This window comes from uncultured Thiocystis sp. (assembly GCF_903866365.1).
Classification (GTDB): domain Bacteria; phylum Pseudomonadota; class Gammaproteobacteria; order Chromatiales; family Chromatiaceae; genus Chromatium.
In genome coordinates this window covers 1-12,706 of sequence record NZ_CAIPNF010000190.1, presented here as the reverse complement: position 1 = coordinate 12,706, position 12,706 = coordinate 1, and the positions used below count along the sequence as shown (strand labels likewise).

The 12,706-nt window shown below is 63.6% G+C and carries 15 protein-coding genes; 10 read left to right on the top strand and 5 right to left on the bottom strand.

The annotated features are described in order from the left end of the window. The first annotated feature begins 89 nt into the window (after window positions 1-89). The 8 genes from sdhC (at window position 90) to galE (ending at window position 6,513) form a co-directional block, all read left to right on the top strand. The gene (gene sdhC / locus QZY07_RS10940; RefSeq protein WP_295402392.1) at window positions 90-473 is read left to right on the top strand and encodes a succinate dehydrogenase, cytochrome b556 subunit; all 384 of its coding nucleotides are present in this window, start codon (window positions 90-92) and stop codon (window positions 471-473) included. After that, on the top strand, window positions 470-820 hold the full coding sequence (gene sdhD, locus QZY07_RS10935; protein WP_295402391.1) for a succinate dehydrogenase, hydrophobic membrane anchor protein: 351 nt from the start codon (window positions 470-472) through the stop codon (window positions 818-820). The genes sdhC and sdhD overlap by 4 nt, the downstream gene beginning before the upstream one ends. Continuing rightward, window positions 817-2,580 (top strand): succinate dehydrogenase flavoprotein subunit, encoded by a 1,764-nt coding sequence (gene sdhA, locus QZY07_RS10930; RefSeq protein ID WP_295402390.1) that lies wholly within the window; start codon window positions 817-819, stop codon window positions 2,578-2,580. Before sdhD ends, sdhA begins: the two co-directional genes overlap by 4 nt. A 20-nt stretch (window positions 2,581-2,600) precedes the next feature. Continuing rightward, the gene (locus QZY07_RS10925) at window positions 2,601-3,692 is read left to right on the top strand and encodes an Rpn family recombination-promoting nuclease/putative transposase (RefSeq protein WP_295402389.1); all 1,092 of its coding nucleotides are present in this window, start codon (window positions 2,601-2,603) and stop codon (window positions 3,690-3,692) included. Window positions 3,693-3,839: 147 nt separating this feature from the next. Continuing rightward, a complete protein-coding gene (locus QZY07_RS10920; protein WP_295402388.1) occupies window positions 3,840-4,532 on the top strand; it encodes a succinate dehydrogenase iron-sulfur subunit in 693 nt (230 codons plus the stop codon). Between the two features lie 126 nt (window positions 4,533-4,658). Next, window positions 4,659-4,988: a succinate dehydrogenase assembly factor 2 gene (locus tag QZY07_RS10915; RefSeq protein ID WP_295402387.1), complete on the top strand. Its 330-nt coding sequence runs from the start codon at window positions 4,659-4,661 to the stop codon at window positions 4,986-4,988. A gap of 6 nt (window positions 4,989-4,994) precedes the next feature. Next, the gene (locus tag QZY07_RS10910; RefSeq protein WP_295402386.1) at window positions 4,995-5,459 is read left to right on the top strand and encodes a protein YgfX; all 465 of its coding nucleotides are present in this window, start codon (window positions 4,995-4,997) and stop codon (window positions 5,457-5,459) included. A 46-nt stretch (window positions 5,460-5,505) separates the two neighbouring features. Next, on the top strand, window positions 5,506-6,513 hold the full coding sequence (galE, locus tag QZY07_RS10905) for a UDP-glucose 4-epimerase GalE (RefSeq protein ID WP_295402385.1): 1,008 nt from the start codon (window positions 5,506-5,508) through the stop codon (window positions 6,511-6,513). An 87-nt stretch (window positions 6,514-6,600) separates the two neighbouring features. Here galE and QZY07_RS10900 read toward each other — a convergent pair whose 3' ends face one another. The 4 genes from QZY07_RS10900 to QZY07_RS10885 all read right to left on the bottom strand — a co-directional run bounded on the left by QZY07_RS10900 (window position 6,601) and on the right by QZY07_RS10885 (window position 9,355). After that, entirely contained in the window at window positions 6,601-7,935 is a 1,335-nt protein-coding gene (locus QZY07_RS10900) for an ATP-binding protein (protein ID WP_295402384.1), read from the bottom strand. Next, complete coding sequence (locus QZY07_RS10895; protein ID WP_295402382.1) at window positions 7,932-8,630, bottom strand: response regulator transcription factor; 699 nt, start codon at window positions 8,628-8,630, stop codon at window positions 7,932-7,934. Before QZY07_RS10895 ends, QZY07_RS10900 begins: the two co-directional genes overlap by 4 nt. A 21-nt stretch (window positions 8,631-8,651) precedes the next feature. Next, the gene (locus QZY07_RS10890) at window positions 8,652-8,879 is read right to left on the bottom strand and encodes a hypothetical protein (protein WP_295402380.1); all 228 of its coding nucleotides are present in this window, start codon (window positions 8,877-8,879) and stop codon (window positions 8,652-8,654) included. A 143-nt stretch (window positions 8,880-9,022) separates the two neighbouring features. Continuing rightward, on the bottom strand, window positions 9,023-9,355 hold the full coding sequence (locus QZY07_RS10885; RefSeq protein ID WP_295402378.1) for a hypothetical protein: 333 nt from the start codon (window positions 9,353-9,355) through the stop codon (window positions 9,023-9,025). 103 nt (window positions 9,356-9,458) lie between these two features. Here QZY07_RS10885 and bioA point away from each other — a divergent pair, with 103 nt between their 5' ends. Together bioA and QZY07_RS10875 are read left to right on the top strand one after the other, a co-directional pair. Further along, window positions 9,459-10,733, top strand: a complete 1,275-nt coding sequence (bioA, locus tag QZY07_RS10880; RefSeq protein WP_295402376.1) for an adenosylmethionine--8-amino-7-oxononanoate transaminase — start codon at window positions 9,459-9,461, stop codon at window positions 10,731-10,733. A 285-nt stretch (window positions 10,734-11,018) separates the two neighbouring features. Then, window positions 11,019-11,687, top strand: a complete 669-nt coding sequence (locus QZY07_RS10875; protein ID WP_295402374.1) for a DUF3334 family protein — start codon at window positions 11,019-11,021, stop codon at window positions 11,685-11,687. 340 nt (window positions 11,688-12,027) lie between these two features. Here QZY07_RS10875 and QZY07_RS10870 read toward each other — a convergent pair whose 3' ends face one another. Beyond that, on the bottom strand, window positions 12,028-12,498 hold the full coding sequence (locus QZY07_RS10870) for a DUF2934 domain-containing protein (RefSeq protein ID WP_295402373.1): 471 nt from the start codon (window positions 12,496-12,498) through the stop codon (window positions 12,028-12,030). Window positions 12,499-12,706: the final 208 nt, after the last annotated feature.

Sequence of the window (12,706 nt, the reverse complement as noted above, 5' to 3'; positions counted from 1 at the left end):
TTCGCCGCTCAATCCTGGGATCGCTCCGGTCTCGATGGAAACAGTCCGACATCCTGACTGCTCGCCCGCACGTTACCAAGGGAAAACGCATGCCAACCACCAGACCCGTCTTCCTGGAATTGTGGCGAATCCATCTGCCCATTCCTGGCTTTGTCTCCATCCTTCATCGTCTCAGCGGGATCCTGATGGTGCTCGCCATCCCGGTCGCCGCCATGCTGTTCGAGCAGGCGCTGTCCGGGCCGGACGGGTTCGCCGCGACCGCGGCGTTGCTGGATTCCTGGCCGGTCAGGCTGGTCCTGCTGTTACTGCTCTGGAGTCTGCTGCATCATCTGCTCGCGGGGCTCCGGCATCTGCTGATGGATCTGGATATCGGACTCGACCGGCCGGTCGCGCGACGCAATTCCTGGATCGTCCTGATCGCGGCGCTGGTGCTGCCGGTCCTGCTGCTCGCGCTCGGAGGGCTGACGCGATGAGTCGTCAAGCCTCCGGACTCATGGCATGGTTGATTCAACGCACCACGGCCGCTTATCTCGCGCTCTTTCTGGGCTATCTGCTGCTGCATGTCGTCTTCGATGCGCCCCGGGATCACGCGGCGTTGCTGGCCTGGGTCAATCGACCGCCGGTCGCCATCGGGCTGCTGCTGTGCGTGCCGCTGGTGCTGGCGCATGCCTGGGTCGGTCTCCGCGATGTGCTGATCGACTATGTGCATGCGCTCGGTTTGCGCATCGGTTTGATGATGCTGTTTGGCTTCGTTTTCATTGCCTCCGGACTCTGGGTCTTCAAGGCGATCGTCACCGCGGGTCTGAGGGGTTACGCATGAGTCTGCCAACACGTCATTTCGACGCACTGATCGTCGGCGCGGGCGGCGCGGGTCTGAACGCGGCTCTGCAACTGGCGAGCGCAGAGCTGCGCGTCGCCGTCGTCTCCAAGGTCTTCCCGACCCGCTCGCATACCGTGGCCGCGCAGGGCGGTGTCAACGCGGCGCTGGCCAATGTCATGCCCGATTCCTGGCACTGGCATATGTTCGATACGGTCAAGGGGTCGGACTATCTGGGCGATCAGGACGCCATCGAGTTCATGTGCCGCGAGGCGATCCCGACCGTTTATGAACTGGAACATGCCGGCGTGCCCTTTTCGCGGCTCGACAACGGCAAGATCTATCAGCGCGCCTTCGGCGGTCAGAGCCAGAACTTCGGCGGCGATCAGGCGGCGCGCACCTGCGCGGCGGCGGATCGCACCGGGCATGCGATCCTGCACACGCTCTATCAACAGAATATCCGCGCCCGCACCCATTTCTTCGACGAGTTCTTCGCGCTCGATCTGGTGCGCGATGCCGAGGGCGTCATCTGCGGCGCGCTGGTGCTGGAGATTGAGACCGGCGAGCCGCTGCTGATCGAATCCAAGGCGACGCTCCTGGCCACCGGCGGCTGGGGTCAGGTGTTCCGCACCACCTCCAACGCCCATATCAACACCGGCGATGGGGCGGCGATGGCGTTGCGGGCCGGGATTCCGTTGATGGACATGGAGTTCTTCCAGTTCCATCCGACCGGCATCGCCGGCAAGGGGATGCTGATCACCGAGGGCACGCGCGGCGAGGGCGGTTATCTGATCAACAAGGACGGCGAGCGGTTCATGGAACGCTATGCCCCGCGCGCCAAGGATCTGGCCAGCCGCGACGTGGTCTCGCGCGCCATCGTCACCGAGGTCAAGGAGGGTCGCGGCTGTGGCGAGCACGGCGATTACGTCATGCTCAAGCTCGATCATCTGGGCGAGGCGGTGATCTCCAAGCGGCTGCCGGGGATTCGCGAATCCAGCAAAATTTTCGCCGGTGTCGATCCCGTCATCGAGCCGATCCCGGTCTTTCCGACCGCGCATTACGCCATGGGCGGGATTCCGACCGACCGTTTCGGGCGAGTTGCCGTGCCGGTTGGTCACGGCTCGGAAGATGTCGTGGCCGGGCTCTACGCGGCGGGCGAGTGCGCCTGCGCCTCGGTCCACGGGGCCAACCGGCTCGGCGGAAACTCGCTGCTGGACATCCTGGTCTTCGGGCGTCTGGCGGGCAAGGACATCATCGATTATGTCCGCGAGAATCCCTATCAGCGCACGGTCGATTCAGTCAGTCTGGACCGGGCGATGGCGCGCCTGACACGCTGGGACCAGCAGGACGAAGGCATCCCGGTGCAGAAGATGCGCGCCGATTTCCGCAAGTGCATGGAAGACCATGCCGGCGTCTTCCGCACCGAAGCGATCATGACCGAGGGCTATCAGAAGCTCTGCGAACTGCGCGAGCGGCTCCCCGAGGTGCGTCTGACCGATCACTCCAAGGTTTTCAACACCGCGCGCATCGAGGCGCTGGAGCTTGAAAATATGATGGATGTCGGGATGTCCATTGCGGTTTCGGCGCTGCATCGCCAGGAGAGCCGCGGCGCTCACTCGCGGCCGGATTATCCCGAACGCGACGATCAGGTCTGGCTCAAGCACAGCCTCTACTCGCAAGACGGTGACCGCATGGATTACAAACCGGTGCGGACCAAGCCGCTGACGGTCGAGTCTTTCCCGCCGAAAGAGCGGGTGTATTGAATCGCGGCACCCCACACCTCATGGCCGAACACGACTCCTCCTACAAATTGCTGTTCTCTCACCGCGAGCTGGTCGCCGACCTGATTCGCGGCTTCGTCAACGAGGATTGGACGCAGTCGCTGGATTTCGACACCCTGGAACGAGTGCGCGAGATCGGCGTTTGCCACGACCTGCGCGAACGCGAGGACGATATCCTCTGGCGTCTGCGCCTGATCAAGGAAGGGCGCGAACACTGGCTCTATGTCTATCTGCTGCTGGAATTCCAATCCAGCGTCGATCCGTACATGGCCGTGCGTCTGCTCACCTATGTGGGCCTGCTCTATGAAGACCTGCGCAAGTCCGGTGCCATTCGCGCGGGCGAACCGCTGCCGGCGGTCTTGCCCATCGTCCTCTACAATGGCCGCGATCCCTGGACCGCGAAGACCAGCCTGTCCGACCTGATCGACCCCGATCTGCCGGCGCAACTGCGCGCCTGGCAACCGCAAATCCGCTATCTTTTGCTCGAAGAACGCCGCTACGCCGAGTCTGATCTGGCCGGTCTGCGCAATGTCGCGGCGGCCTTGTTCCGCCTGGAAAACAGTCGCGCGCCAGCGGATATCCAACGGGTAGTGGCCAGTCTGCTTGACTGGCTCGCCGCCCCGGAACAGACCGAACTGCGTCGTGCCTTCGTGGTCTGGCTCAAGCGGGTGCTGCTCCCGTCAAGGGTACCCGGCGTGGTCATCCCGAATGTCATCGAACTCGAGGAGCTACACAGCATGTTGGCCGAAACCGTCAAAACCTGGGTCGAGGAGTGGAAGGAGTTGGGCTGGAAGCAGGGCATCGAGCAGGGCATCGAGCAGGGCATCGAGCAGGGCATCGAGCAGGGCATCGAGCAGGGCATCGAGCAGGGCATCGAGCAGGGTATCGAGCAGGGCATCGAGCAGGGTATCGAGCAGGGCGTCCACCGGGGCGAAACCAAGATCCTGCGTCGCCTGTTGATGCGTCGCTTCGGTGCGCTGCCGGCCTGGGTCGACGAGCGTCTGGAGCAGGCTGCGGAAAGCGAAATCGAGTGGTGGACCGATCAGCTGCTCGACTGCGATAGCCTTGAACGGATCTTTGGCGAATCGCGCTGACGCGGGCCGGGATGACGCTGGAGCCTGGGACGAGCCGAATCGCTTGAACACGTCACTTCGCGCCAATCTGACGAAAATGGCAAAGTTGCTTTGCAACGCCAGAAACGCATTCCACTTCAAATTTTCTCTCGTCACTTGGGATACGGCATGATCATCAGTATCTATCGCTACAATCCGGACACCGACCGGAAGCCCCAGATGCGTGACTACGAGGTCAAGACATTCCAGGGCATGATGCTGCGCGTCGCACTGCTGGAGGTGAAGCAACAGGACGAGAGCTTTAGCTTTCGTCATTCCTGCGGCGAGGGCGTGTGCGGCTCCGATGCGGTCAATGCGAATGGCCGCAATGTGCTGGCCTGCATCACGCCGATCACCGAGTTGAAACAGCCGATCACGGTGCGTCCGCTGCCGGGGCGCCCGGTGATCCGCGACCTGGTGGTCGACATGACTCAGTTCTACGAGCAATACCGGGCGGTCGAGCCCTATCTGGTGCGCAAGGATCCGCTGCCGGAGCAGGAGATTCTGCAAACCCCGGCGGATCGCGACCAACTCGATGGGCTCTATGAGTGCATCCTCTGCGGCTGTTGCTCCACCGCCTGCCCGTCGTTCTGGTGGAATCCCGAGAAGTTTCATGGACCGGCCGCGCTGCTGCAATCCTGGCGTTTTCTGGCCGATAGCCGCGATCAGGCGACCGAGGAACGGTTGGACGCGCTCGAAGGGCCGTACAAACTGTTCCGCTGTCACAGTATCATGAACTGTGTCGAGGTCTGTCCCAAGGGGCTGAATCCAACCCGCGCCATCGGGCGGATCAAGGAGTTGATGTTGGAGAAGGGGCTTTGACGATTCAGCCGCGAACGCCGGACACTGGTGGGGTTCGCGGTCGAAACCCGGTGACGCGGAAGGCGCGTGCTGGCGCGGTTCTCAGTGGCGGATTCGGGCCAGATCGTCACCCTCACGGAGTCTGAGATGCAGGACGTTTCCTCGCTCTCCACGGATCAGCAAATCCGCCGTCTGCGCTGGCAGTGCCGGCGCGGGATGCTGGAACTCGATCATCTGCTGGATCGCTTTCTCGATCTTGGCTACAGCGCTCTGACCGAGCCGGAGCGGTTGACCTTCCGGCGATTGCTTGGCGAGCAGGATACCAGTCTGAGCGATTGGTTCATGGCGCGCGCGCAACCGCCAGACCTGGCGCTCGGCGAGCTGGTCCGGCGGATTGTCGAGGTCGCGCGGGAGCGACCGACGTCGCTCAACGCAGCGCCGCCCGACCAGCGGACGCCGCCTGGGACCGCGCGGTAATCCGGCGTGGCGTCTCACCGCGAACGTTTGCCGCTATTGATCCGGCCCCGACGATCCTGGCGACTGGCGATCTTTACGGGATTCATTCACGCACTGGCCGGCGCGGTCGTTGTCATGCTGCCGATCGGTCTCTATCGCTATCCTTTTTGGATTCTGGTGGGGCTCGGCACCTTCCATGCTTTTGCGGTCCATGTACTGAGACGGGCGCCCTGGTCGATTCGGACAGCGCTGTGGCAGTCAGACGGGGCTTGGCTGCTCACCCTGAACTCCGGCGCCGAGATCGCGGCGAGCCTGTCTCCGGCGACCTTCGTGAGCCTGCCGCTGGTGGTGCTGAATTTTCGCTCCGGCTGGCTGCGCCGCCATGCGCTGCCCTTGTTCGCCGACGCGCTCGATCCCGAGCCGCTGAGACGGCTGCGTCAGCGTCTGCGGATAGACGGCGAGGTGCAGGCGGCAAGCCTGACGGATGCCTGATTCGGCTACACTAGCGCCTCCATTCCAAAGAATAAGGAGATGCGCGATGCGGGTTCTGGTGACGGGCGGGGCGGGGTATATCGGCAGCCACACCTGCGTGGAACTGCTGGCGGCGGGCCTGGAGGTCGTCGTCGTCGACAACCTGAGCAACAGCAAGGAGGAATCGCTGCATCGGGTGCGCGAGATCGCCGGCAAGGATCTCGGATTCGTCCAGGCCGATCTGCGAGACCGTTCCGCCCTGGACGCTATCCTGCGCGAGGGCCGTTTCGATGCCGTGATCCATTTCGCCGGACTCAAGGCCGTCGGCGAGTCGGTCGAGATGCCGCTGCACTATTACGACAACAATCTCGGCGGCACCCTCGCGCTCTGTCAAGCCATGGCTGCGGCGGGCGTGAAAAACATCGTCTTCAGCTCCTCCGCGACCGTCTACGGCGATCCGGCCAGCGTGCCGATCCGCGAGGATTTTCCGCTCTCCGCGACCAATCCCTATGGCCGCTCGAAGCTCTTCATCGAAGAGATCCTGCGCGATCTGTGGGTGTCCGACCGTGCCTGGAACATCTCGCTGCTGCGCTATTTCAATCCGGTCGGCGCCCATCCGAGCGGGCGCATCGGCGAGGATCCCAACGGCATTCCGAACAATCTGATGCCCTATGTCGCCCAAGTCGCCGTGGGCAAGCTGGACCGGCTGCGGGTCTTCGGCAACGACTATCCGACCGCCGATGGCACGGGCGTGCGCGACTATATCCATGTCGTCGATCTGGCGCGCGGTCATCTCGCGGCCCTGCGCAAACTCCAGTCGAATCCGGGGGTGATGGTGCATAACCTGGGAACCGGACAGGGTTACAGCGTGCTGGAGATGGTCGCCGCTTTCGAGCGGGTGAGCGGGCGGCCCGTCCCCTATGACATCGTCGCGCGCCGCGCCGGCGACATCGCCGTCTGTTACGCCGATCCGACTCTCGCGCGGGAGGAGTTGGGATGGCAGGCCGAGCATGGGATCGACGACATGGTGAGCGACGCCTGGCGCTGGCAGTCCGCGAATCCGCACGGATACTGACGAAAGCGCGTCCCTACCGCCGACATGTTGTCGGCCGTTTGGGCGTGTCGGCAGCGACTGAACACTTCCTTCATCTCGCGACACCGCCTAATTCGGCAGTCGCAGTCTCAACCTCGCACCACCCAGTGAACTGCGCTCGACCCGAATGTCGCCACCATACGCCTCGCACAATTCGCGCACCACGGCGAGTCCGATGCCATGTCCAGGCGTCGCCTCGTCCGCGCGCGCCCCTCGTTCGAGAAGTCGGACCGCTTGGTCGGGCGGGATGCCGGGGCCATCGTCCTCGACCGTGATGGTCAGGACGCCCCGACTGGATGCGCCGGAGACGCGGATCTGTCGATTGCACCACTTAAAGGCGTTTTCCAGCAGATTGCCGAGCATCTCGAACAGATCCCCCTCGACGCCACGAAAATGCGCCGCCGGGTCAATGTCCAGCGTGACCGCCACCGATTTGTCGCGGCGAACTTTGGTCAAGGACGCCGTCAGGCGTTCCGCGACCCGCCGCACGGGGATCGGCGGGGCCAGTGTCGCCGCCTTCTGGCCGCCGGCGCGCGCCCGTTGCAGCTGATACTCGACGATCGTTCCCATGCGCGCCAGTTGTTCCCGCAGCAGGTCTGCCGTCGGGTTGTCCTCTTCGTCGAGCGCGCCGCGCATGACCGCGAGCGGCGTCTTGAGACTGTGGGCAAGGTCGCCGAGCGTATTGTCGAGACGCCGCTGACGCGCCCGCTCATGGGCGAGCAATGCATTCAGATTGCCGGTCAGGGCGCGAATCTCAGTGGGATAGCGGCCCTGGATCTGCGTCTGATCGCCGGATTCGATGGCCGCCACCTCCGCCGCGACCCGACGTAAGGGAGTCAGTCCCCAACGCAAAATCAGCACCAGCGCCACGAGCATCAGCAGCCCCATGAGGCCCAGCCAGCCGGCGAGGCTGGCGCGAAACTGGCCCACCTCGGACTCGAACGCGGACGAATCCTCGGCGACGACGAAGCTGTAGTCCTGCGGCACGGGGCCGGTGGCCCAGGACACGCCGAACCCGAGCACCAGATAGTCTTGTCCATCGTTCCCCTGCCGGCGCTCGAAGCGCCGCTGTCCGGGGGCGAGCGGCTGGGGCAGGGGGATGTCCACGCCCACGGCGGACGGGGATTGCCAGATCGGATCGCCCAGCGCGTTCAGGACCAGTGCGTACAGTCCGGAATCCGGCAGGGTGAGCCTGGATTCGGCGAGCGCATTGGGAAACACCAACCCCGACGATTCCTCCTCGCCCGCCGCCATCAGCAGAAAGATCTGTGCCTGCAAGCGATCCTCGCGCGCGGATTCGGCGGTGTCGCGCACCGCGCGCTCCAGGGCCAGGCTGGTCAAGAGGATGAAGACGGCCAGCACGGCGGCGGCGGACAGCACTACGCGCGTGCGCAGCGACATCATTCCGCGCCGTCCTGCGTGAGTTCGTCGGTCAGGGTCAGACGATAGCCGCGTCCGCGCAGGGTTTCGATGGGGGCAAGCGAGCCGTCCGGGTCGAGTTTGCGCCGCAGCCGCCCGACCAGCACCTCGATGACATTGCTCTCGCGGTCCTCGTCATGCGGATAGAGCCGGTCGGCCAGCGCCTGCTTGGAGAGCACCTTGCCCTGGCTGGCCGCGAGCTGTTCGAGCAGACGGTATTCGTAGGCGGTCAGATCCAGCGGACGGTCGTGGATCCAGACCTTTTCGGTCGTCAGATCCAGCCGTAGCGGACCCCGGCGCAGCGCGCGCGAGGCGGTTCCGGCGGCGCGCCGGACCAGCGCGCGCAGACGGGCGAGGAGTTCCTCGGACTGGAATGGTTTGACCAGATAATCGTCCGCGCCGGCTTCCAGACCTTCCACCTTGTCCTGCCAGCGGTCGCGGGCGGTCAGGATGAGGATGGGCAGCAGGCTTTCGCGCGCGCGAAGCTGGCGGATGATCTCCAGACCGGAGAGTCCGGGAAGCCCCAGGTCGATGACCGCCGCGTCGAAGCTGTATTCGCTGGCCAGATAGAGTCCCTCCTGGCCGTCGCCGGTGCCCTCGGCGATGCAGCCGTCACGCATCAGACGCGCGACGATCTGACGGCGCAGTTCGGGTTCGTCCTCGACGATCAGGAGATGCACGATGTCCGGCGCGACGCGCTTTTAGCGGTCTGGAACAAAGACGTAACGCACCTGACCATCGGGCGTCAGGATCTTCACTCGATAGCCGCCGTCGGCCGGTTTGACCGCCAGTACCCGGCCTCCGGTCTGCCGGCTGGCAATCTCGCCGGCTTCGCTCGGCGAGAGTTGCCCGTCCTGGCCGCGACCGGCCCAGGCCGGGGGCTGAGAGAGTAGAATCAGTGCGGCAAAAACAAGTCTGGCGAGGCGCATGGCGAACGGGCTCCCGGTTCTCCTGCCGGTGACGGTAGGCGCGAATCTAGCATAGTCGCGGCTGATGCAGGCGCTCCGGCGTGGCGAAACGCTTCGCGCCGGATTGAAACCGCGCCCGCGCCGACGCCAGGCGGTCGCGCCGATCAGTCAAACGCGCCGCGATAGATGATGGTGAGTCCATTGTCCACGTCATGCCGGGGAGGAGGATTCCGATAGATCACCCGTGGCGGGGGAGGCGGGCTCTGGACATAGATCTTGCTATAACGACGGTCGTGATCGTGCCAGTAATGCCGTTTCGCGTGTCTTGGCGGCTCCCAGCGGTCATATCGGTCATACTTGTCATATCGTTCATACCGTTCGTAGCGGTCATCGTCTCCGCGATGACGGGGTCCATCGGCCGCCGCCAGAACCGGCAGCAGCAGTGAACTTGCCAGGAAGGCGGTGGCCAGCGAAAGAAGCAGACGTTGACGTTTCATCGATGAGATCCTCGGTGGATGCGACGGGAGCCCAATCTCCCGTCGTTGAGCGCATCCTATCCAATGCACCCTGAACCGATCCTGAACCGGAGACCCCAGTTTTGTGGAGAGCGCCGACATCCTTGCCATCGATCAGGCCCATGCCTGGCATCCCTATACCTCGACCCTCGACCGCGATCCGGTCTATCCGGTGCGCGCGGCGTATGGCTGTTATCTAGAACTCCTGGACGGCCGGGTGCTGATCGATGGCATGTCGTCCTGGTGGTGCGCCATCCATGGCTACAACCATCCAGCGCTGAATCAGGCGGCGCGCGATCAGCTCGACCGGATGTCGCATGTCATGTTCGGCGGGCTGACCCATGAGCCGGCGATGCGTCTGGTGCGCGCGTTGGTCGAACTGACGCCGGAGCCGCTTCAGCAGGTCTTTCTCTGCGATTCGGGCTCGGTCGCGGTGGAGGTCGCGATCAAAATGGCGCTCCAGTTCTGGATCGCCTCGGGACGCCCGGACAAGCATCGGCTCATGACCATCCGTTCCGGCTACCATGGGGACACCTTCAACGCGATGTCGGTGTGCGATCCGGTCACCGGGATGCACCATCTCTTCAGCCGCGTGCTGCCCCAGCAGATCTTCGCGCCCGCGCCGACCAGCCGTTTCGGAGAGACCTGCCACCCGGAAGACATCGCGCCCTTCGCCGAATTGATCGAGCGTCATCATGGCGCACTGGCCGCCGTGATCCTGGAGCCCATCGTCCAGGGCGCGGGCGGAATGCGGTTCTACAGCGCGGACTATCTGGCACAGGTCCGCGCGCTGTGCGACCGCTTCGAGGTGCTTCTGATCGTCGACGAGATCGCCACCGGGTTCGGACGCACCGGGCGGCTGTTCGCCTGTGAGCATGCCGGAATCGCGCCCGACCTCATGACGGTCGGGAAGGCGCTGACCGGCGGCTATCTGACCCTGGCCGCGACGCTGGCGACTGAACAGGTCGCGCGTACCATTTCGTCTGGCGCGTCGGGCGTCTTCATGCACGGGCCGACCTTCATGGGCAATCCGCTCGCCTGCGCCATCGCCAATGCCAGTATCGAGCTGCTGCTGGCGGATGACTGGCAGGCGAATATCCGCCGGATCGAGGCTGGATTGAACGAGGGTCTTGCACCCTGTCGCGGCCTGCCGGGGGTGGCGGAGGTGCGCGTGCTGGGGGCCATCGGCGTGGTGGAGATGGAGCAGCCGGTGGCAATGCGCGAGCTCCAGCGCCGGTTCGTCGAACGGGGCGTCTGGGTGCGTCCGTTCGGGCGGCTGGTGTATCTGATGCCGCCCTATCTCATGTCGGATGTCGAACTCGGATTGCTCTGCGACGCGGTCGGACAGGTGTTAGCCTGATCCTGGCCCGGTTGCGGATGACGCCGGGCGCTGGCGGGAGGTGTTTATCTTTGCGCCCTTCGCGTGTGCAACACCGGATGGCGGTGACTCGCTCGGGTTGACCATTGGCGTCAGTGCCGCTTTCAGGAGCTTCTAAAGTACGCAAATTGGAAAAGGTCTATGATGAAATCGCGCGGGCGGCGGTGTCGAGGCATTGACGTATCGTCATCCTGCCGTGCTGCGGGAAGCCGAGGTGGACGGGATCGGCCTCGTTCCTATCTTCCAACCTAACTGAGAGCAAGACCGTTGACAAAGCCAAAGACGATATCGACCGATGACATCCTGGTGATGTTGTGCAGCTCCGTGCGAAAGGTACTCTCCGCGGCAACCAAGACCCAGATCAGCTATTCCCCGATGGTCCAGCGGATCACGCGCACCTGCCTGAGGCCCGATATCGGCTGTTTCGTGCTGTTCGACGGCGGTTTTTCCGGTCTGGTCATCATCAACTTCTCGGCGCAGTCCGCCATGGAGCTTTATCGCGCCTACATGCTCTCCATGGGCATGCCGGAGTCCGAGTTGGCCACCCAGCATACCTCCGAGGAGGTCGGCAATATGCTCGGTGAGCTGATGAATCAGATCGTGGGCGATTTCACCGGCAATGTCGGTCATGAATTGCAGGTTTGCATCAATCAGAACCAGCCGAAGATGCTCACCATCAACAAGGAGGTGATGGTCAGTATCGATACCAATCTGGATCGCGCGCAGTCGCGTCGCGTCGCCTTCAGCACGGCGCGTCGCAACGTCTTTTACATGGAACTGGCGATGGACAAGACCGAGTTCATCAAGCTGCATGATTTCGATCTGGAAGAAGTGGATCCCGACAGAATCGTCGATGAGCAGGCCCGGCAGAACGCGGCGCTCGCGAATCCCCAGTCACTTGTCGACATGGCGCTACTGGATGAGTTGGGTCTGTAGGAGAGCGAACCGCGCCCAGTCGAGTGCAACTGTGCGAAAACCCCAAGACCGTCTCAGGTCGTTGTCGTAATCGAATATTCGCCATGTCGAGACCGCGATCACGACAACGACAAGGCCCTGGTCTCGGAACTTGAGTAGCGAAGCACTCGCATGCGCGGTTGGCGCGTCGGATCGGCTTCGCCGGAGTTCGTCAGGGTTGGAGCCGACGCGACCGAAAGGTTTGATTTCTCGTTCGTGCCACACCGCTTCGCGGTGTGACGGATTCATCATTGGCGCTTCGCGCCTGGGGCGGCCAGCGGAGTCTGGGACGGGCAAAACAAGTCTCCGCCGTGGACGCGGTTTACGCGCTCGTCATGGTCTTTGCGCGATTGATGAGGTCGTCGATCTCGTGCTCCGCTTCGATCCAGTCCTGTGCCCGCTCCTCGGGAGTCGACTCGCGATGGCGTTTTTCGGCTTTGAAGTAAGCCGCGTCCGCGATCATTTTTTGACGCGCCTCGACCGAAACATTCGCAATCCCCTTGAGGCTGACCGAGCTGTCATTGGCGACTCGCTTTGCCGCGGACTTGGCAGCTTCCGTCGTTTTCGTGACCGTGGCGTTAGACACGGCTTTTTCGGCAGGCGCCTTTTTGGCGGCGGGCGCCTTTTTGGCGGTCGCGGCAGGCGCGGTCGTCTTCCGCGCGCTCGGTGAACTTGCCGCGGGCTTTGTCGCTGTCGCTGTCGCGTGACCGACAGCCGGCTTGGGGTCTGCTGCCTTTTTCTGAGCCGTTTTTTTGGCCGCAGTTTTCTTGGTTACGATGTTGTCATCAGCCATCTTTTTGCCCGCCTAGTGGATTCTGGTTTTAACGAAGAGGGATGATCGCTGGCACCCCATCGATGATGCGCCGGAGTGTCGCGTTTGCGCTCGTGATACCTGTCGGGGGCTCCTGCCGCCGACAGGACTCGCGCAATGGCGACAACCATTTTTGCCCCGGTTCGCCCCGCTCCGGACCGCCGCTCCGCCACGAGCAGCGCCCAAAGGG

What these genes read in the sequence shown, in the direction of transcription:
- sdhC (WP_295402392.1), top strand. Translation starts at nt 90, where the DNA reads ATGCCAACCACCAGACCCGTCTTCCTGGAATTGTGGCGAATCCATCTG.
- sdhD (WP_295402391.1), top strand. Translation starts at nt 470, where the DNA reads ATGAGTCGTCAAGCCTCCGGACTCATGGCATGGTTGATTCAACGCACC.
- sdhA (WP_295402390.1), top strand. Translation starts at nt 817, where the DNA reads ATGAGTCTGCCAACACGTCATTTCGACGCACTGATCGTCGGCGCGGGC.
- QZY07_RS10925 (WP_295402389.1), top strand. Translation starts at nt 2,601, where the DNA reads ATGGCCGAACACGACTCCTCCTACAAATTGCTGTTCTCTCACCGCGAG.
- QZY07_RS10920 (WP_295402388.1), top strand. Translation starts at nt 3,840, where the DNA reads ATGATCATCAGTATCTATCGCTACAATCCGGACACCGACCGGAAGCCC.
- QZY07_RS10915 (WP_295402387.1), top strand. Translation starts at nt 4,659, where the DNA reads ATGCAGGACGTTTCCTCGCTCTCCACGGATCAGCAAATCCGCCGTCTG.
- galE (WP_295402385.1), top strand. Translation starts at nt 5,506, where the DNA reads ATGCGGGTTCTGGTGACGGGCGGGGCGGGGTATATCGGCAGCCACACC.
- QZY07_RS10900 (WP_295402384.1), bottom strand. Translation starts at nt 7,935, where the DNA reads ATGATGTCGCTGCGCACGCGCGTAGTGCTGTCCGCCGCCGCCGTGCTG.
- QZY07_RS10890 (WP_295402380.1), bottom strand. Translation starts at nt 8,879, where the DNA reads ATGCGCCTCGCCAGACTTGTTTTTGCCGCACTGATTCTACTCTCTCAG.
- QZY07_RS10885 (WP_295402378.1), bottom strand. Translation starts at nt 9,355, where the DNA reads ATGAAACGTCAACGTCTGCTTCTTTCGCTGGCCACCGCCTTCCTGGCA.
- QZY07_RS10870 (WP_295402373.1), bottom strand. Translation starts at nt 12,498, where the DNA reads ATGGCTGATGACAACATCGTAACCAAGAAAACTGCGGCCAAAAAAACG.